Below are 20,219 nucleotides of genomic sequence, written 5' to 3'. Positions count from 1 at the left end.
TTGGTTTTTCGAATATCGATTAACATAAATCGCTAAACATACTTAACAGACTTGCAATACTTTATCATTACAAGCGTATACTATTGGTTCATCTGATAACAAGTTAGAAAGATCATTCATGAAACAAATTCCTCACTTTATGAACTTATTAAAATTAGCGAAACAAAAGCCAATTTTTTCCGATTTTACCATTGTTTCCGAAGTTCAATGAAATATACCTAGTGAATTCATGAATTAAATCCTTGACATAAGAACCCCCATGTTAGCATTTTTCTATCTTATCACAAGTGAGGTGGCGGGTCAAACGTTCGTGGCCCGAAAGATATAATAACCTTTGTTTTTTGCAACCACTTCAACTTCACCAAACAGACTTGCTAGTTTCTCTTTGGCAGAGGGAGCTCCTTGCTTTTTTTGAATGACCACCCATAATTCACCATGTTCTTTCAATACTTGTTGAGCCTCCACAAACATTTGGTGTACTACTTTTTTACCCGCCCGTATAGGAGGATTAGTGAGGATGGCTGCAAAACTTCTGTTTTTAACAGCGGATAAACGATCACTCTCCATACATTCAACATTAGTAACTTGATTTCGAGAAGCGTTCTGCTCAGCTAATGCAATTGCACGTTCATTAATATCAACCATAACAAGATGGCGATCTTTATACTTGTCTGCAATTGCGATACCAATTGGTCCATAACCACAACCAAGATCTAATAGATCACCTGTAATAGCCGGTTCTTTAAATTGTTCAATCAACTGTTTACTCCCGAAATCTACTTCATTTTTAGAGAACACACCGATGTCACTTGTAAATGTAAAAGTTTTACCGTTTAATAGATAATCCCAAGTTTCTGGTGAACTTTTTGTTTGAGGTTTTTGCGAAAAGTAATGCTCTGTCATTTGGCACCTACTTTTAATTAAAAATTGAAGGCTGTATTCATTATTATTAAAAGCCGCATATTCCATAGCTTCTATTATAAGATATATAGAGAGCCCGCCGCAGTAATACGACGAGCTCCAGATATTGAAATTAATTACTTAACTTCTACAGTTGCACCTGCTTCTTCTAGCTTACCTTTAACTTCTTCAGCGTCTTCTTTAGATACGCCTTCTTTTACTGGTTTTGGTGCATTATCAACAAGGTCTTTTGCATCTTTAAGACCTAGACCAGTGATTTCACGTACTGCTTTAACAACCTTAATTTTAGAAGCGCCAGCATCATTAAGCACTACATCAAATTCAGTTTGTTCTTCAGCAGCTTCGCCACCGCCAGCAGCTCCACCTGCTACTGCTACAGGTGCTGCAGCTGTTACTCCAAATTCTTCTTCAATTGCTTTCACTAAATCATTAAGTTCTAATACAGACATTTCTTTAACTGCATCAATGATTTGTTCTTTAGTCATGATATTTTTCCTCCTAATTTTTATAAATTATTTATTGTTTATACCGAAACGGTCCAATTAAGCGCCTTGTTCCTCTTTTTGATCTGCAACTGCTTGAGTAGCATATGCAAGATTACGAATTGGTGCTTGAAGCACACTAAGAAGCATAGATACCATACCTTCGTAATTTGGAAGATCTGCTAATTCTTTAATTTGATCAATTGTAGCAACATTCCCTTGAATTACGCCACCTTTGATTTCAAGTGCTTCATGTTTTTTAGCAAACTCATTCAGGACTCTTGCTGGAGCTACTACATCGTCATTACTAAATGCAACAGCAGACGGTCCAACAAGCGTTTCACTAAGATCATTTAATTCAGCAGCCTCTACCGCGCGGCGAGTCATAGAGTTTTTGTACACTTTGAATTCTATCCCCTCTGCACGCAGTTGCTGACGTAGCTCTGTTACTTCTGCAACATTCAAACCTCGGTAATCTACTACTACTGAAGTTTCACTTGCCAAGAATTTATCTTTAATTTCTTCGACAAGTTGTTTCTTTTGTTCGATAATATCAGACATTCTTCCACCTCCTAAAAGTTACTTATTATACCGTATTCTCAAAGCAATTATAGTTATTAAAAAAGCTCCCACGCAGACATGGGAGCTTATTTTTATTGGAATCACACATCAGTCGATTACCAATTTATTTATAAACACCTCGGCAGGATGAATTAAACGTCTGCGCGTCCCTGCTGTCTACGGTACAACATATTCTTTTATCGCCAAAAATCAGTATAACGAATTCTTAATAAAAAGTCAATAACTTTTTATCGACGAACCATATTTGAAACGTCAACACGGATTCCAGGCCCCATCGTTGAAGCGACAGATGCATTTTTCATGTACGTCCCTTTAGAAGCTTGAGGCTTCGCTTTAACAAGCGTATCTGTAATAGCTTCAAAGTTCTCAACAAGTTTCTGATTATCAAATGAAATCTTGCCGATTGGAACATGAATGTTAGCAGATTTATCTACACGGTATTCAACTTTACCCGCTTTAATATCTTGAACAGCTTTTTCTACTTCAAATGTAACTGTTCCTGTTTTTGGATTCGGCATTAGACCTTTTGGTCCTAATACACGTCCAAGTTTACCAACTTCTGCCATCATGTCTGGAGTAGCAACTACTACATCAAACTCAAACCAGCCTTGGTTAATTTTGTTGATATAGTCAGATTCTCCAACATAATCAGCACCAGCAGCTTCCGCTTCTTTCGCTTTATCACCTTTAGCGAAAACAAGCACTCGTTGTGATTTACCTGTTCCATGAGGAAGCACCATTGCTCCCCGAATTTGCTGATCTGCTTTCTTCGGATCTACTCCTAAACGAAAAGCAGCTTCTACTGTTTCATCGAAATTAGCTTTTGCAGTCTCTTTAACTAGAGCAATTGCTTCAGCTACTTCATATGATTTTGAACGATCAACAAGCTTCAAAGCTTCTTGATGTTTTTTTCCTTTTTTAGCCATTTTATTTCCTCCTCTAATGTGGTTATAACGGTTATACCTCCCACTTATAAAAGCACGACCCGGCTTTTATAAAGCTTAAGAGGATAATTTGGTACCAAACCGAATTATCATCTTCACGAAAAAGGTTGCGAGAGGCAACCCAACCGCAACCTATACCGTACTCTCAGTAAACATTCCAATGCAAAGATTGGCTTCGCAAAGTAAGAATGCTGACTAGTCAACAAGCTAAATAGCTACTGTTGACTGCACATAGGTCATCATGATTAGTCTTCGATGTTGATACCCATGCTGCGTGCGGTTCCTTCAACCATGCGCATCGCTGCTTCTACGTCAGCAGCATTTAAATCAGGCATTTTTGTTTCTGCGATTTCTTTTACTTTATCGCGTTTAATTGTAGCGACTTTATTACGATTAGGCTCACCTGAAGCAGTTTCAATACCAGCTGCTTTTTTCAACAGCACAGCTGCAGGTGGAGTTTTTGTAATAAATGTAAATGAACGGTCTTCAAACACCGTAATTTCAACAGGGATAATCATACCCGCTTGATCTTGCGTACGTGCGTTGAATTCTTTACAGAATCCCATGATATTCACACCTGCCTGACCTAATGCAGGACCTACTGGCGGAGCTGGATTTGCTTTCCCAGCCGGGATTTGTAATTTTACAAGCTTAATTACTTTTTTAGCCACGAGACACACCTCCTTAAAGTCCGTGATGTGGTAATAGGGTCCTTGTGGTGCCCTCCCACTCAAATTTGTTCTACCTATGGGGTAGATACATGAATAACAAAAGAATTTTAGCATGGATTTTAAAATAATGCAAGGTTTGTCTAATTTTCTTTTGTTGTTTTATGATAGTTTTTCAATTTGAGAGAAGTCCAATTCTACAGGTGTCTCTCTGCCAAACATATTTACGTGAACTTTCACTTTTTGTTTATCCGTATCTATATTTTCAATACTGCCTGTGAAATCAGTAAAGGGGCCATCTGTTACTCGTACATTTTCTTTTAATTCAAAGTCAAACTGTACGACAGCTTCATCCACACCCATACGTTTTAGCACACTCTCTACTTCATCTGGCAGCAATGGAGTTGGTTTCGTTCCACCGCCACTTGAACCAATAAAGCCAGTTACACCAGGTGTATTCCTTACCACATACCAAGAATCATCAGTCATAACCATCTCTGTTAATACATAACCAGGAAAGAACTTTTTCTTCGTTACTTTCTTCTTCCCATTTTTTATTTCCGTTTCTTCATCCTCTGGGACAATAACACGGAAGATCTTGTCTTCCATCCCCATTGATTGGACACGTTTTTCTAAATTCATTTTTACTTTGTTCTCATAACCAGAGTATGTGTGAACGACATACCAATTTTTCTCCATTTTATTAGGACAATCTAACTTTGTCCTTCCCTCCCTTTTACTATTAGTCATTTTATATGAAATGAGGGGATATCCCCTTAATTTTCAATTGATTCTCATTACATTTATTTGCCAATTTAAAAAACCCGTTTTCCTCCGGGTTTTTCTAAAAAGTCGTATATTATTCTTCATTATAGCATATTTATCCTATAAATATTCAATCAATATTATAACAGATTCAAAATTTGTGTAATTCCAAGATCAATTAAAAAGAAAAATAATGCCATGAAAGCTACTGTTGTAATAACCGTAATTGTATAACTAGTTAATTCCTTGCCGCTTGGCCAGCTAACTTTTTTCATTTCTCTTGAAACATTTTTTAAGAAACGAAACATACTTGTACCCCCTACCTAACCTGAAAATCGTGGGTCACCTTATCTATTTTTGACCCTTACTAGCTAACCCCATACTATATTCAGCGCATCGGAGTCTATTTCGTCTCACGGTGCAGCGTATGCTTACCGCAAACTTTGCAGTATTTTTTCACTTCCAGCCGTGCAGGTTGTGTGGATACATTCTTATGTGTGGTATAATTTCTACTTGAACATTCTGCACATGCCAAAGTTATCTTTTTGTTCATAACGTCACCTCAAACGAGGGAATAATCTACTATCAACTCTAGCACGCTTGCAATATCGTGTCAATATATCTCCTAATGTGTAAGCTCATTCCCTTCTATGAGCTGCTCTAATTTGCGCTTCACTCGTTGAAGCGCATTATCAATAGACTTCACATGCCGGTTAAGATCCACAGATATCTCCTGATACGTCCTGCCGTCCAGATAAAGATGAAGCACTTTCTTCTCTAATTCGCTTAACAATTCTGATAATTTTAGTTCCATATCCCCAAACTTCTCTCTATTTATCAAAAGCTCCTGCGGGTCTATGGCTTTTGATCCTGCAATCACATCTAATAAAGTGCGGTCAGTCTCTTCATCATAAATTGGCTTGTCCAAAGATACATAGGAATTAAGAGGAATATGCTTTTGCCGAGTGGCGGTTTTAATCGCTGTAATAATTTGTCTAGTAACACATAATTCTGCAAAAGCTTTAAAAGACGATAGCTTGTCCCCGTCATAATCACGGATCGCCTTATACAGGCCAATCATCCCTTCCTGAATAATATCCTCTTTATCAGCGCCTATTAAGAAATAGGTTCGAGCTTTTGCCCGTACAAAATTCCTATACTTATGTATTAAATAATCCAGCGCTTGACTATTTCCTTGATGGATAAGCTGCAATATCCCCTCATCATCCAACATACTCAAATGCTTCTCGTCAATCTCCATATGGTTGGCACTCACCAAGATGACCCCCTGACTACCACGCAGTCAATTTAAAACTTATTATACAGGAAGCGCTTTATAATCGTCAACACAGCAAAAGAGGAGAATGATGCGGTTTAACCCTATTTTTACATTTCTCCCCTTCGCCACTTCTCAAATTTTTCCAGAACGGCTTGGTCCAACTCAATTTTCGTATGAGCCTGGGTTTTATGATGCAGATCGATTGTTGCTTCTATTTCTTTTTCTATATTTTTCGATTCTATAAATAGCTCTCTTGCCGACTTTCGTAAAGCTCCACTACCAAATATTGTACGTTGTTCAGCGTAATCCGAAGTTGCAACATACACTTGGGTTTGAATGTTTTTCACTTCTTTTACTAGCTTCTCTATACATTCATCAGCTGTTTCTTTCTCTTTAGTAAAGATAACTTCCACATCGTATGCCTTTAGTTTACTGGCAATTCCTCTAACATAGTAAGCATCAAAAACAACAATCACTCGATACCCCGAATAAGCTTGATATTCTGCCATTAGTTCGATTAAGCGATCTCTAGCTTGTCCAACATCTTTCTCTTTTAGTTTCTGAAGTTCTTCCCATGCTCCAATTATGTTATATCCATCAACAATTACTACAATCATCTTTATTCACCAACAGGAAACCTTTTGCGATAAACCTCGTACAATAGTAGCCCACAGGCAACGGACGCGTTTAAAGAGGAAACTTTTCCTTTCATCGGAAGGCTGACCGTCCAATCGCACTTCTTTTGAACTAAACGACTCATCCCTTTTCCTTCGTTACCTATCACAATCGCAATCGGTAATGTACCATCCAGCTTCCTGTAGTCTTCCGTCGCATTTGCTTCTGTCCCAACCACCCATATATGGCGATCTTTTAATTCATCAATTGTATTTGCAATATTGGTCACTCTAGCTACCGGAATATGCTCAATTGCACCTGCCGCAGTTTTAGCAACGGTTGCTGTTAATCCTACGGAGCGACGTTTAGGAATAATAACCCCATGTGCTCCCACAGCATCAGCAGAACGGAGAATAGAACCCAAGTTATGAGGGTCTTCCAATTCATCTAAGATGATAAAGAAAGGTGATTCTGACCGCTCCTGTGCTTTCTGGAACAAGTCATCCAACGTAGCATAGCTATAGGAAGCTACATAGGCAACCACCCCTTGATGATTACCATTGGATAGCTGATCTAATTTACGCTTTGGCACTTTCTGTACAATTGTCCCTGCAGTTTTACCGAATTGAATAATTTTACCTTGTGTGGTCGCATTCAATTGTTCCGAAATTAACACTTTATTAACTGACCGACCCGAATTCAATGCTTCTATCACCGGGTTCTTACCGATAATTAATTCTTGATCCATTAAGCCTCACTCCTTTCTGTAACTTTAATGGCATCCTCTATTAGTTCATCCAGACGCGCTTGATGTTTTGACAAGTAATGATACCCGATGAGTGCTTCAAATGCTGTACTATAACGATAGGCTTGGACACTTAAATTCTTAGGAACCGAACCAGACTTCGCATTTCGGCCCCTAGCTACTACCCGTTGTTCCTCCTCACTGAGATACCCTATTTCCAACCACTGCATGACAACATTTGCCTGTGCTTTCCCTGAAACGTATTTAATTGCTTCTTTGTGTAATTGTTGCGGCTTTACTTGACCATGTTGCAAGAGATGCTCCCTAATATACACTTCATAGACAGCATCTCCCATATAAGCAAGGGCTAAGCTTTTCATCTGTTTCACATCGTCCTTCATATTAGCCCCTCTTCCATCGTACTCCTTGAGGTGTATCCTCTAGTAGAATATTTTTATCCTTTAGCATATCACGAATCTCATCTGCTCGTTCAAAGTTACGGGCTTTTCTAGCTTCATTCCTCTCTTCAATTAATGCCTCAATATCTTCATCAAGTAACGGCTGGTCTTCTTTTATTTCAATACCTAACACATTTAAGAAAGACTGTATCGTCTCTTGAAATGCTTCAATTACATGGCTGCATGTTTGATGTGATTGCAAATAAACATTTGCTTCTTTTGTAACATCAAAAAGCACTGATATTCCATTTGCAGTATTAAAGTCATCATCCATTTCATCTTCAAATTGCTGCTTCCATTTAGATATTTTTTCCATCCATCTATCTTTATGGTCAACTAAGTCCATGCTGGAAGCTTTACGATGTGCAAGATTATCATATGCTGTTGTAATTCTTTCCAAACTGTTTTCTGCACTCTTAAGCAACTCTTCTGTAAAATTGATTGGGTGACGATAATGTACACTGAGCATAAAGAAACGAAGTACTTGCGGATCATGCTGATTAATTAAATCTCGCGTTAGCACAAAATTCCCTAGTGATTTAGACATTTTTTCATTATCTATATTAATATATCCATTATGCATCCAATAATTAGCAAATGTTTTTCCGTTCATTGCTTCCGACTGTGCTATTTCATTTTCATGATGAGGAAATGCTAAATCTTGTCCGCCAGCATGAATATCAATGGTATCACCTAAATATTTCTTTACCATAGCAGAGCATTCTATATGCCACCCTGGACGCCCTTTGCCCCAAGGAGAATCCCAAGCTATTTCTCCTTCCTTTGCTTGTTTCCAAAGAGCAAAATCCAATGGATCCTTTTTCTTTTCTCCAACTTGAATTCGAGAACCTGCCCGCAATTCATCAATGGATTGATGTGATAACTTACCATACCCATCAAATTGACGAGGCTTAAAATATACATCACCTTCAGCCTCGTATGCGTAACCCTTCTCAATAAGCTTTTCTATGAATTGAATAATATCATCCATCGTCTCCGTTACACGTGGGTTTCTTGTTGCTTTCTTCACTCCTAACGCACCAACATCTTCAAGATAAGCATCAATAAATCGGCCTGCAACCTCCGGCACTTCTTCCCCTAGTTCATTTGCAGCCTTAATTAATTTATCATCCACATCTGTGAAATTAAGTACATAATCAACAGTGAAACCTTTATATTCAAAGTAACGTCGAACGGTATCAAACACAATAGCCGGTCTAGCATTGCCTATATGGATGTAATTGTATACAGTAGGTCCACATACATAAATGCTTACTTTGCCTTCATTTAAGGGTTTAAATACTTCTTTTTGGCGAGTAAGTGTATTATAAATTTTAATCGACATGATGTTTTTTCCCTTCCTTCAATTCTGCAATTTCACCTTTTAACGCATCTATTTCGTTTTGTAAATATTCACAGCGGTTGGAAACAGGATCCGGCATCTTATGATGGTCCAGATCTCTTCTTACTTTTTCCCCATTTTGCTTAACTACTTTTCCTGGAACTCCTACAACAGTAGCATGATCTGGTACATCTCGGAGTACCACGGAACCACCACCTACTTTTGCACTTTCACCGATCGTAATGGACCCAAGCACCTTGGCACCAGTTGCAATTAATGCATTGTTTTTAACGGTAGGATGACGCTTCCCTTTTTCCTTACCAGTACCGCCCAAGGTCACTCCCTGGAAGATGGTTACATTATCTCCTATTTCACATGTTTCCCCTATGACCACCCCCATGCCATGGTCGATAAACAAACGGCGGCCAATGATCGCTCCTGGGTGGATTTCAATTCCAGTTAAAAAACGGCTCACTTGTGATATCACACGGGCAATAAAAAACATTCTCCGTTTATAAAAAGCATGTGCAATGCGATGAGACCACACGGCATGTAATCCTGAATAGGTTAGGCAAACTTCGATATACGTTCGTGCTGCCGGATCTTGCTCAAAAACTACATCCATATCTTCTCTCATCCGCTTCCATATCCCCAATTTCGTATCCTCCTCACCGTTAACATTTGTATATCTAGTGCTTATATCAAAAATAAGCGTCCCTGTGTACAATACACAGAGACGCTTATGCGCGGTTCCACTCTGTTTGAAGGGGGAGAAAAGAGCACAAACCCCTACCAACTTAGCTCTTATAACGGTAGAGAACCGCCGTTATGTACTAATTTCCATAACAGACTCTGAGGAGCACTTCGGAAACAATGCTTAAAACCACTCGCAGCCTAGGTGATTCTCTCTGTATAAGCGGGTTACTTCCTACTTTCCCTCTTCATCGTTCCATATTGTAATAATACTATATTATATATTATGCGGAATGTGAATTATTAAGCATCTAATTTATTTAAAACTTGATCAAGACGAGCAACCACATCTTCTTTTCCCAGTAATTCAATTGCCATCGGAAGCTCTGGACCATGCGTTTGACCTGTTGTTGCTACACGAATCGGCATAAATAAACGTTTACCGCGGTGTCCGGTCTCTTTTTGCGTTGCCTTGATTTGTGCTTTAATAGCGTCTTTTGAGAAATCCTCTAAGTGGATAAGCTTATCTGTGAATACTTGTAACACTTCTGGAACTTGTTCTTCTTGCAGAACATCCATCGCACCTTCATCAAAAGCGATCTCTTTATTAAAGAACATATCGGTTAACTCCACGATCTCCGCACCATACCTTAATTGATCTTTATAAAGCGCAATTACCTTTTCTACCCATTCCTTTGTAGCTGCATCCATATTTGCTGATAGCTTACCAGCTTCCACTAAATGCGGCATTGCAAGTTCAATTACATCCCCTAAATCTGCTGCTTTTATATACTCATTATTCATCCATTTCAATTTGTGACGATCAAATATTGCGGCAGACGTTGAAAGTCTTTCTGGATCAAAAATAGAAATCAATGTTTCTTTATCGAAGATCTCTTCCTCTCCAACTGGTGACCAGCCTAATAAGGCAATGAAATTAAAGAGAGCTTCTGGTAAGTACCCAAGATTATGATACTGCTCAATAAATTGCAAAATATGTTGGTCACGTTTACTTAATTTTTTTCGCTCTTCATTAAGAATAAGCGTCATATGTCCAAACTGTGGCGGCTCCCAACCAAACGCTTCATAAACCATCATTTGTTTCGGAGTATTCGAGATATGCTCCTCCCCACGCAAAACATTTGTAATTTCCATTAAATGATCATCAATGGCAACTGCGAAATTATACGTAGGTATTCCGCTTTTCTTTACAATGACCCAATCACCAAAATCACTGGATTCGAATGTGATCTTGCCACGAACCACATCCATAAACGTATACGTCGTATTATCTGGTACACGGAAACGAATGCTTGGCTTACGCCCTTCCTCTTCAAACACTGCAATCTGTTCGGCTGTTAAATCACGGTGTGCACCTGAATATTTAGGAACTTGTCCTTTTGCACGCTGCTCCTCTCTTTCTTCATCTAATTCCTCTTCTGTCATATAACATTTATATGCTAAACCCCTCTCTAAGAGTTCGTCTACATATTTCTGATAGATGTCAAGTCGTTCCATTTGGCGATAAGGGCCATAATCACCACCTATGTCTGCTCCCTCATCCCAATCAACACCGAGCCATTTTAGAAATTTGAGCTGACTTTCTTCCCCACCAGCTACGTTTCTTTTATCGTCTGTGTCTTCTATTCGAATGACCATTTTCCCATTAAAATGTTTGGCGTATAAATAGTTAAATAATGCTGTACGTGCATTCCCGATATGCAAATGACCAGTTGGACTTGGCGCATAACGTACTCGAACCTGGTTTGTCATGGTTCTGCCCCTTTCTATATCAATACATAAAATAAGTAACTAATAGACTCATCCGGCTTTAATGGCACAGGCAACGTTACATCCTGCGTTAACTGCGGTGATAGTCTAAGATGATTTCTAAATAAAATTATACTTCCCTCTTCAGTATAACAAAAGTGATAACAATCGATGTTATCACTTTATCTATCCTTTATAAGTTATACCTTTTTTACAGTGCTTTTTCAAGTAATTTTGGTTTAGCAAATATCATTCGACCGGCAGATGTTTGCAACACACTCGTAATTAATACCTCTATGGTTTTGCCAATATAATCTCTACCCTCTTCAACCACAATCATAGTACCATCATCTAAGTAAGCAATACCTTGATTGTGTTCTTTACCGTCTTTAATGACTTGGACGACAAGTTCTTCTCCAGGTAAAACAACTGGTTTAACCGCATTCGCTAAATCATTGATATTTAACACATGCACACTTTGTAAATCACAGACTTTATTTAAATTAAAATCATTCGTCACAACGATGCCATCAATTACTTTTGCTAACTTAATAAGTTTACTATCCACTTCATGTATATCTTCAAAATCACCTTCGTAAATTTCCACTTTAACAGGCAATTCCTTCTGGATACGGTTTAATACATCAAGCCCTCTACGGCCTCTATTCCTTTTTAGCACATCGGATGAATCGGCAATATGCTGCAATTCACCTAGAACGAACTGAGGGATTACAATGGTCCCCTCTAAAAAATTTGTTTGGCAAATATCAGCAATACGCCCATCAATGATAACACTCGTATCTAAAATTTTAGCTTTCGGTGAAATGGCAGAAACTTGTTGCTGCTCATTTTCAGCCGGCTTGCGTTTTTCACGTTCCTTTTTATTGATATTCAATAAGTTTAAAAATTCATCTCTTCTTCTAAACCCAACTTGAAAACCAAAGTAACCTAGCAATATTGTTGTAAACAACGGAAGTACTTGAGATACTAATTCAATATTAATATCCGTTAATGGTATATTAACTAAAAAGGCAATAATTAATCCTGCCATTAAACCTAAACTTCCAAAAAACAGATCACCAACAGGCAATTTTATAAGCGCTTCTTCTACCCACTTTAAAAAACCGACAATATAATCAACAAGCCAATATGAAAGGAGAAAGAAAATAATTGCACCAATTACCGTTCCTACATATGGTGAAAACACCCAATTTGCATCTGTAAAATCTAATAAAGTCAAGATATCAGGGACATATAAATACCCAACGGTACCGCCTAATATAATAAAGAATAAATGAACTATCTTTTTCAGCACCACTGCCACCTCCTAACCTATATTATTGCCGAGGTTCAAAAAAAATAATCCTTCGAAAGTAATAAAATATTATAATGTCAATTAAAGCATAGCATAGCTATCATCCTAATTCAAATATATAAACATATTATTATATCAAATAAAAAAACATATTACAATAAATATTATTCCATTTATCGACTTACACCTAAATTCAATGCCTCTTGTACCGAATTAACACCAATGACTTCAATATTATCAGGGGTTGTCCAACCGTCTAAATTATTTTTTGGGCAAATTACCCGTTTAAATCCAAGCTTCGCTGCTTCCTGAACACGTTGTTCTATCCTAGACACACGCCTAATTTCGCCTGTTAAGCCTACTTCACCTATAAAAATATCATCTGGTTTTGTAGGTTGATCTCGAAAACTAGAAGCAATGCTTACAGCTATTGCTAAATCAATAGCTGGTTCATCCAATTTCACGCCTCCAGCAACCTTTATATAAGCATCTTGGTTCTGAAGCATTAGTCCAACACGCTTTTCCAATACTGCCATTAATAACGGAACACGGTTGTGATCCACACCAGTAGCCATCCTACGTGGATTTCCAAAAGCAGTCGGAGATATTAATGCTTGTATTTCAACAAGTACAGGTCTAGTTCCTTCCATCGATGCAACAACAGTTGATCCAGCAGCACCCTGTGAACGTTCTTCTAAAAATATCTCAGAGGGGTTTAGTACTTCTCGTAATCCTTCCTCTTTCATTTCAAAGATACCCATCTCATTCGTACTGCCAAACCGGTTTTTCACACCGCGTAATATCCGATACGTATGATGACGTTCTCCTTCAAAATAGAGCACAGCATCAACCATATGTTCTAATAGTCTGGGACCAGCAATAGCCCCTTCTTTGGTTACATGTCCCACAATAAATATTGGAATTCCATTTGTTTTTGCAAGCTTCATCAATTCGGATGTACATTCTCGTACTTGTGAAACACTTCCCGGTGCGCTTGAGACTTCTTCGCGAAAGATGGTTTGTATGGAATCAATCACCACAAAAGAAGGCTTTACTGCTTCTATTTGATTGGCTATATCCATTAAATTTGTCTCCGCTAGCACATATAATAAGCCTGATTTAACACCTAAGCGATCGGCTCTTAGTTTTGTTTGCTTTGTCGATTCCTCACCTGAAATATAAAGAACTGGCAATTGTTTATCCGCTAAATGCGATGAAATCTGTAATAACAAGGTAGACTTCCCTATACCAGGATCACCACCAATAAGTACTAAAGATCCCGGAACAATTCCACCACCTAGTACACGATTGAACTCTTTCATCGTTGTAGTGATCCTTGGCTCCTCTTTTGTTTCAATTGACGTAATCTTTTCTGGTTTACCAACAGATCTTGCTCCTGTTTGGAAAGACTGTTTATGTCTGCCGCCAGTAACTTCAATTTCTTCAATGAATGTATTCCAATTATTACAACCAGGGCATTTACCCATCCATTTGGCGGATTCATACCCACATTCATGACAAACATATTTTGTTTTTCGTTTCGCCAAATTCCTCTACCCCTTCACTTATCTATTATAAACGATTTTAGCAATAAGAAAGTTACAGGTTCCTATCAATTTAATCAAATATTTCCATAGTCTTGCCACAATTTAGTTGACTGGCATATCAGTAATGAATAGTTTTGAGGGAAATTACAATGGAGTTTCTACATGCCTATCGGTTTCACTTTAATAAGAAGTTTATATGTTTTGAAGCGTAGCTACTTGAATTTCATCTTTCTTTTCTATTTTAACATACCATATGGTGCGGATGAACGTTATACGATTAGGGCATTTCTTCCATTCTGCATTTTTTATAAAGTATATCTAAAAGGGTCTCCATAAGAGCACCTTACTCTCATGAAGACCATTTTTCCTTATAGGATTTAAGGAAGAATAATAAATTCCCCTTTATTATTTAAACCTATTTTCACTTTTTGACCTTTTGTTATTGTTTCTTTAAGCAGTTCTTCTGATAATAAATCTTCGATGTTTTTCTGGATGGAACGACGAAGTGGTCTAGCGCCATATTCTGGATCAAATCCTTCATTAGCAATTTTTTCAACTGCCTTATCTGTTAGTGAGAAATCAATATCTTGGCCCTTAAGGCGTCGTTGTAACTGCTCTACCATTAAGGTTACAATATTCTTCATATGCTTTTTCTCTAAGGAATGGAATACAATGGTTTCGTCAATTCGGTTAAGAAACTCTGGACGGAATGACTTTTTCATCTCATCCATCACCTTTGATTTCATATCTTTATATTCTTGGCCTTCCTCCTCAAGATTAAAGCCAACATATTTATTTCGTTTTAATTCGCTTGCACCTACATTAGAAGTCATGATTAGGACGGTATTACGAAAATCTACAACCCGCCCTTTAGAATCTGTAAGTCGACCATCTTCCAACACTTGTAATAAAATATTAAATACTTCTGGATGTGCCTTCTCTACTTCATCTAATAGAACAACAGAATATGGTTTTCTACGTACCTTTTCTGTTAATTGTCCTCCCTCGTCATAACCAACGTATCCTGGAGGAGAACCAACTAAGCGAGAAGTAGCGTGTTTTTCCATATACTCCGACATATCTATTCGAATCATAGCATCTTCATCTTCAAACATTGCTTCTGCTAGGGCACGAGCCAATTCTGTTTTTCCAACACCAGTAGGGCCTAAGAAAATAAAGGAACCAATTGGCCGCTTCGGATCTTTTAATCCAGCACGTGCTCTTCGAATAGCTTTGGAAATAGCATTTACAGCTTCCTCTTGCCCAATTACACGATTGTGTAGTATTCCTTCCATATTTAATAATCGATCGCTTTCGTCTTTGGTTAATTTCGAAACAGGCACACCAGTCCAGGTAGAAACAACACTAGCAATATCTTCGATGGTGACTTCTGAATCGGTTTGGCCTTGTTTTTCTTTCCACTCATTCTTTGTTTCTTCTAACTCTTCACGAAGACGTTGTTCTGAATCACGAAGCGATGCCGCTTTTTCAAATTCTTGACTTTGCACAGCTGCATCCTTTTCTTTTCGGACTTCTTCAAGTTTTTGTTCTAATTCTTTTAGGTTTGGTGGAACGGTATAAGAGCGTAAACGAACCTTTGAACCAGCCTCATCAATTAAATCAATTGCCTTATCCGGGAGAAAACGATCAGTAATATAGCGATCAGATAGGTTAGCAGCTGCTTCTATTGCTTCATCTGTTATCGTTACACGGTGATGCGCTTCATAACGATCACGTAAACCATTTAATATTTGAACGGTTTCCTCTAATGTCGGCTCATCTACTTGGATTGGCTGGAATCTACGTTCCAGAGCAGCATCTTTTTCAATATATTTACGGTACTCATCCAATGTAGTAGCACCAATACATTGTAGTTCTCCACGAGCTAAAGATGGTTTAAGTATATTGGAAGCATCAATTGCTCCTTCTGCCCCACCAGCACCGATCAATGTGTGTAATTCATCGATAAACAGAATAATGTTTCCTGCCTGGCGAATCTCTTCCATCACTTTTTTTAACCGATCCTCGAATTCACCACGGTATTTTGTTCCTGCAACTACTGTACCCATATCCAGGGTCATCACGCGTTTATCGCGTAATATTTCCGGAACTTCATTATTAATAATCTGTTGGGCTAACCCTTCTGCTACAGCTGTCTTCCCAACACCAGGTTCTCCAATTAGTACTGGATTGTTTTTTGTCCGGCGACTTAAAACTTGAATTACTCTTTCGATTTCCTTACTACGTCCAATAACCGGATCAATATTCCCTTCTTTTGCACTTACAGTTAAATCACGAGCTAATGAATCTAATGTAGGCGTATTTGCATTGGATTGCTGACCACGACCTTGACGATTTGTCTGTGATTCATTGCTTCCAAGCAATTGAAGCACCTGTTGTCTCGCTTTATTTAAGCTAACACCTAAATTATTCAATACGCGTGCCGCAACGCCTTCGCCTTCTCGGATAAGTCCCAGTAAAATATGCTCTGTACCTACATAGGAATGCCCTAGTTTCCTTGCTTCGTCTTGTGAAAGTTCCACAACCTTTTTGGCACGAGGCGTGTAGTGAATCGACTGCATTGGCTGTTTGCCAACTCCAATTAATTTCTCCACCTCTTCTTGAATTTTAGATATTTCAAGGTTTAATGATTGCAAGGCTTTAGCAGCTATCCCTTCGCCCTCTCTGACAAGTCCTAAAAGGATATGTTCTGTACCAATATTATTATGTCCAAGTCGTACAGCTTCTTCTTGTGATAACGCTAGTACCTTTTGTGCTCTTTCAGTGAAACGTCCAAACATCATATAATAATTCCTCCTATCTATTTCTCTAATTCTAATCGCTGGCGAATGAGTGACGCTCGTAACACATCACGTTCATTTGCTGTCAACGTTTTTTTGGCATATTGTTGTAAGAATCCTGGTTGCGTAAGTATCATTAATTCATTTAATATATTTCGAGAAACATTTCCTAATAATCCTAAGTCTATCCCTAATCGAACATCTGATAAACATTGAGCAGCTTCTTTCGATTCAATAATTCTTGCATATTCTAGTACACCATATGAACGACATATCCGGTCCTCTAATTTTGTACGCATTTGATCCATTAACTGTTCCCGTGCATGTCGCTCATGCTCAATAAGCTGCTGTACCACGCTTTGCAAATCCTCAACAATATCTTCTTCCGACTTTCCAAGGGTTATTTGGTTAGAAATTTGAAAAATATTACCTTGAGCCTCACTGCCTTCCCCATAGATTCCGCGAACTACTAAACCTAATTGATTAATTGCTGGAATCATACGATTAATTTGCTTTGTAAAAACGAGTGCAGGAAGATGCATCATAACAGAAGCACGCATACCGGTACCCACATTTGTAGGACAGCTGGTTAAATACCCTCTTGTTTCATCAAATGCATAATTAATTTTCTCTTCTAGCCAATCATCAAATTCAAAAGCCTTATTAAGTGCTTTGGATAGCTGAAAACCTGGGAAGTATAATTGCATTCGAATGTGATCTTCTTCGTTAATCATTAATGACACTTGCTCATTTTCTGATATTAAAGTGGCTGCTGATTCGGAATATTTTGCCAATAAAGGGCTAATTAAATGTTTTTCTACTAATACCCGTTTTTCTACTGATGATAAATCTCGAATAGAGATAAAAGCAAACTGTTTATATTCCTCAAAAGATTGATTCTCATATTTCTCTTTAAAGAAATTGCGAATTTCTTCTAATTGATCTGGATCAGCAAGAATAGGATAAGCTACATTTGCAAAGTTTCTAGCAAGCCGAATCCGACTGCTTAATACAATATCGCTATCTGGGCCTTCTTTTCTCATCCACGGGCTAAGCGCTTCATTCATAAACTGTTGTAAAGTCAAGACTGATCACCTGCCTCTGGCTTATCCTGGTCTTGATTCAATGCTTTAATTTTATCTCGGACTTTTGCAGCTTCTTCAAACGCTTCATTTTCAACTAAGGATTTTAATTGATCTTTTAAAGCTTCTACCTGTTTCTTTTTATGCAAGTCCCCACCCTGACGTTTCGGTATTTTACCATTATGCTTTGTATTTCCTGCATGTACTCGGCGAAAAATAGGGTCAAGACGTTCATTAAACGTTTCATAACAGACTGCACACCCAAATTTACCAATCTGTTTAAATTCAGAAAAAGTCAATTCACATTTTGGACACTGCAATTCATTTACCTGCTGGTAAGTAGTTCCTTGTGCGCTTGCAATATTAGATGTATCAAAGTTAAAGAGTCCAGATAACAAATGATGCAAGGAATAACCATCTTCAGGATAATTCATATACCCTTTTTCCTTTGCACAAACATTGCAAACATGGACTTCCATTTTCTTCCCTTGAATTACTTGGGAAAAATGGAGTGTCGCAGGTCGCTCATGACATTCCTGGCACTTCATTTTCTGATTACCCCCTTTACTTATTTAAATACTTTAACGTACGAAGCATAGAAGTTAATATGCGTGCACGGATCTCATCACGTAATGGCAGTTGGAAAGCTAGCGTTTCTCTTCCTATTGCACTAAGCATAATCTTTGCTTCCCTCTGCGTAACAATTTGTTCCTCTAATAACCTTTCTAAGACATCTATGGTTTTTTGTTGCGAGACGGTTGGATTGACCATACTAATAATCTCATCAATTAGATCCGATTTATCTTGATGAATAACTCGCATGATTCGAATATATCCACCGCCTCCACGTTTACTTTCAACTATATATCCTTTTTCCACGGTAAACCTAGTGTTAATCACATAATTAATTTGTGAGGGGACACATTGAAATTGATCAGCAATCTCGCTTCGTTTTATTTCAATTACATTTTTCCCTTTTGCTTGGAGTATTTGCTTTAGATAATTTTCAATTATATCTGATATATTACTCATATGCCCACCCCCTTTTAGATTATTATCCTTTGACTTTGACTATCTTTGACTATACCTTTATTATACGGCAAAATACTAAAGATGCAAATACATTGTCTAAGCTTATTTTTGACAAAAAACAAAGATACAAAACCTAAGAGTGGTATCATCCTTAAATTTTTTAAAAACCTTACAACTTATTGTATGTTGTAAGGTTCTTTTTGTAGTCTTTCTTATTTAAGTTCCGTGATATTTTTAACATGATCAACCTTTGAGATCTCCTCGAATAATGATATACGATCTAAGTCTGGCTTTTTTTCGATTTTAATAAATATATTTCGCAAGTCATTTTCTATTTTGATGATCTCTACTTCTTTTATTGTTAAATTAAATTTTTCAAAAGCAGCAACAACTTCATTTACATGTAAACCAGGTAATGTAACAATTTGTATTAAATTCGAGCTGCCACCACGTCTAAACAATCGCTCAAAGTTATTAAGAAAAATTAAACTCAATAAAATAATCAACGTTGTAAAAACAGCTGCTGCGTACATTCCTGCTCCGACTACTAAACCTAGTCCAGCTACGGTCCATATAGAAGCAGCAGTTGTTAAACCACGAATGGTTCCACCATAAACAATAATCGTACCCGCTCCAAGAAAGCCGATCCCACTAATAACATATGAAGGAATTCTCGCTGGGTCAAATTGAACTTGATCATATTCTTCCATAAATGATTCGAAACCAAATAGCGAAAGAAGCATCATTAAACAAGAACCCACACCAACTAAGATGTGTGTGCGAAAACCCGCTGAATGATTCTTAATCTCTCTTTCAAATCCAATTAATCCAGATAAAACCAGTGCAATTAACACACGTGTCATAATGAGATAGAAATGTTCACCTAATAAGTCATCTAGGATTTCCTCCAAATTTTCGCACCTCCTGTTTTATTTTATAAAATAATATATATCAAAATATGGTATGCCCACCATATATATGCTTAAAAACCTTAGTCTATATAAACAAAAAACTGACCGTAGTACTTACGGTCAGTTTATGAAATGGCCTGGCGGCGTCCTACTCTTGCAGGGGCAAAGCCCCAACTACCATCGGCGCTGGAGAGCTTAACTACTGTGTTCGGCATGGGAACAGGTGTGACCTCTCCGCTATTGCTACCAGACATTCCTTAAAAATAA

At 37.8% G+C, this 20,219-nt stretch carries 22 protein-coding genes, 1 rRNA gene and 2 other annotated features; all 23 genes read right to left on the bottom strand.

The features are described from left to right. Window positions 1-300: 300 nt before the first annotated feature. The 23 genes from JKP73_RS19645 to rrf all read right to left on the bottom strand — a co-directional run bounded on the left by JKP73_RS19645 (window position 301) and on the right by rrf (window position 20,203). On the bottom strand, window positions 301-903 hold the full coding sequence (locus JKP73_RS19645) for a class I SAM-dependent methyltransferase (protein WP_021292721.1): 603 nt from the start codon (window positions 901-903) through the stop codon (window positions 301-303). A 134-nt stretch (window positions 904-1,037) separates the two neighbouring features. After that, window positions 1,038-1,409, bottom strand: coding sequence for a 50S ribosomal protein L7/L12 (rplL, locus tag JKP73_RS19640; protein ID WP_222860455.1), 372 nt, complete (start codon window positions 1,407-1,409; stop codon window positions 1,038-1,040). A 54-nt stretch (window positions 1,410-1,463) separates the two neighbouring features. Then, window positions 1,464-1,964 carry a 50S ribosomal protein L10 gene (gene rplJ / locus JKP73_RS19635; RefSeq protein ID WP_021292723.1) on the bottom strand — a complete coding sequence of 167 codons (501 nt, stop codon included), beginning with the start codon at window positions 1,962-1,964 and terminating at the stop codon, window positions 1,464-1,466. A gap of 49 nt (window positions 1,965-2,013) precedes the next feature. Beyond that, window positions 2,014-2,165 (bottom strand) — a sequence feature (ribosomal protein L10 leader region). A gap of 47 nt (window positions 2,166-2,212) precedes the next feature. Next, window positions 2,213-2,911 (bottom strand): 50S ribosomal protein L1, encoded by a 699-nt coding sequence (rplA, locus tag JKP73_RS19630; protein ID WP_038245928.1) that lies wholly within the window; start codon window positions 2,909-2,911, stop codon window positions 2,213-2,215. Window positions 2,912-3,174: 263 nt separating this feature from the next. Beyond that, the gene (gene rplK, locus JKP73_RS19625; RefSeq protein ID WP_021292725.1) at window positions 3,175-3,600 is read right to left on the bottom strand and encodes a 50S ribosomal protein L11; all 426 of its coding nucleotides are present in this window, start codon (window positions 3,598-3,600) and stop codon (window positions 3,175-3,177) included. Between the two features lie 159 nt (window positions 3,601-3,759). Further along, complete coding sequence (gene nusG / locus JKP73_RS19620; RefSeq protein WP_021292726.1) at window positions 3,760-4,296, bottom strand: transcription termination/antitermination protein NusG; 537 nt, start codon at window positions 4,294-4,296, stop codon at window positions 3,760-3,762. Between the two features lie 206 nt (window positions 4,297-4,502). Continuing rightward, a complete protein-coding gene (secE, locus tag JKP73_RS19615) occupies window positions 4,503-4,670 on the bottom strand; it encodes a preprotein translocase subunit SecE (RefSeq protein WP_021292727.1) in 168 nt (55 codons plus the stop codon). A gap of 95 nt (window positions 4,671-4,765) precedes the next feature. Then, window positions 4,766-4,915, bottom strand: coding sequence for a 50S ribosomal protein L33 (rpmG, locus tag JKP73_RS19610; RefSeq protein WP_074436695.1), 150 nt, complete (start codon window positions 4,913-4,915; stop codon window positions 4,766-4,768). A gap of 72 nt (window positions 4,916-4,987) precedes the next feature. Further along, a complete protein-coding gene (gene sigH, locus JKP73_RS19605) occupies window positions 4,988-5,623 on the bottom strand; it encodes an RNA polymerase sporulation sigma factor SigH (protein ID WP_038246152.1) in 636 nt (211 codons plus the stop codon). A gap of 125 nt (window positions 5,624-5,748) precedes the next feature. After that, a complete protein-coding gene (locus tag JKP73_RS19600) occupies window positions 5,749-6,258 on the bottom strand; it encodes an NYN domain-containing protein (protein ID WP_021292729.1) in 510 nt (169 codons plus the stop codon). Window positions 6,259-6,260: 2 nt separating this feature from the next. After that, a complete protein-coding gene (gene rlmB, locus JKP73_RS19595) occupies window positions 6,261-7,004 on the bottom strand; it encodes a 23S rRNA (guanosine(2251)-2'-O)-methyltransferase RlmB (protein ID WP_160807641.1) in 744 nt (247 codons plus the stop codon). Beyond that, window positions 7,004-7,402, bottom strand: coding sequence for a Mini-ribonuclease 3 (locus tag JKP73_RS19590; RefSeq protein ID WP_021292731.1), 399 nt, complete (start codon window positions 7,400-7,402; stop codon window positions 7,004-7,006). The genes rlmB and JKP73_RS19590 overlap by 1 nt, the downstream gene beginning before the upstream one ends. A 1-nt stretch (window position 7,403) precedes the next feature. Further along, entirely contained in the window at window positions 7,404-8,804 is a 1,401-nt protein-coding gene (gene cysS, locus JKP73_RS19585; RefSeq protein WP_200411710.1) for a cysteine--tRNA ligase, read from the bottom strand. Further along, window positions 8,794-9,438, bottom strand: a complete 645-nt coding sequence (gene cysE, locus JKP73_RS19580; protein WP_038246158.1) for a serine O-acetyltransferase — start codon at window positions 9,436-9,438, stop codon at window positions 8,794-8,796. The genes cysS and cysE overlap by 11 nt, the downstream gene beginning before the upstream one ends. Before the next feature lie 92 nt (window positions 9,439-9,530). Beyond that, window positions 9,531-9,755, bottom strand: a binding site (T-box leader). Between the two features lie 42 nt (window positions 9,756-9,797). Further along, complete coding sequence (gltX, locus tag JKP73_RS19575; RefSeq protein WP_038245932.1) at window positions 9,798-11,267, bottom strand: glutamate--tRNA ligase; 1,470 nt, start codon at window positions 11,265-11,267, stop codon at window positions 9,798-9,800. Window positions 11,268-11,475: 208 nt separating this feature from the next. Then, window positions 11,476-12,579 (bottom strand): PIN/TRAM domain-containing protein, encoded by a 1,104-nt coding sequence (locus JKP73_RS19570; protein ID WP_021292735.1) that lies wholly within the window; start codon window positions 12,577-12,579, stop codon window positions 11,476-11,478. 173 nt (window positions 12,580-12,752) lie between these two features. Next, window positions 12,753-14,126 (bottom strand): DNA repair protein RadA, encoded by a 1,374-nt coding sequence (radA, locus tag JKP73_RS19565; protein WP_160807642.1) that lies wholly within the window; start codon window positions 14,124-14,126, stop codon window positions 12,753-12,755. Window positions 14,127-14,503: 377 nt separating this feature from the next. Continuing rightward, complete coding sequence (gene clpC, locus JKP73_RS19560; RefSeq protein WP_021292737.1) at window positions 14,504-16,930, bottom strand: ATP-dependent protease ATP-binding subunit ClpC; 2,427 nt, start codon at window positions 16,928-16,930, stop codon at window positions 14,504-14,506. Window positions 16,931-16,947: 17 nt separating this feature from the next. After that, window positions 16,948-18,012: a protein-arginine kinase McsB gene (mcsB, locus tag JKP73_RS19555; RefSeq protein WP_021292738.1), complete on the bottom strand. Its 1,065-nt coding sequence runs from the start codon at window positions 18,010-18,012 to the stop codon at window positions 16,948-16,950. Next, on the bottom strand, window positions 18,009-18,557 hold the full coding sequence (gene mcsA / locus JKP73_RS19550; RefSeq protein WP_021292739.1) for a protein-arginine kinase activator protein McsA: 549 nt from the start codon (window positions 18,555-18,557) through the stop codon (window positions 18,009-18,011). The genes mcsB and mcsA overlap by 4 nt, the downstream gene beginning before the upstream one ends. 16 nt (window positions 18,558-18,573) lie before the next feature. After that, window positions 18,574-19,041, bottom strand: coding sequence for a CtsR family transcriptional regulator (locus JKP73_RS19545; protein ID WP_021292740.1), 468 nt, complete (start codon window positions 19,039-19,041; stop codon window positions 18,574-18,576). 212 nt (window positions 19,042-19,253) lie between these two features. Beyond that, window positions 19,254-19,952 carry an MgtC/SapB family protein gene (locus JKP73_RS19540; RefSeq protein WP_021292741.1) on the bottom strand — a complete coding sequence of 233 codons (699 nt, stop codon included), beginning with the start codon at window positions 19,950-19,952 and terminating at the stop codon, window positions 19,254-19,256. 135 nt (window positions 19,953-20,087) lie between these two features. Continuing rightward, window positions 20,088-20,203: ribosomal RNA gene (gene rrf, locus JKP73_RS19535) — 5S ribosomal RNA — on the bottom strand. Between the last annotated feature and the right edge of the window lie 16 nt (window positions 20,204-20,219).

This window comes from Virgibacillus salexigens, from assembly GCF_014905415.1.
GTDB classification, from domain to species: Bacteria; Bacillota; Bacilli; order Bacillales; family Amphibacillaceae; genus Virgibacillus; species Virgibacillus salexigens.
Note: the sequence above shows the minus strand (reverse complement) of the source record. Positions and strands in the feature narration are given on the sequence as shown.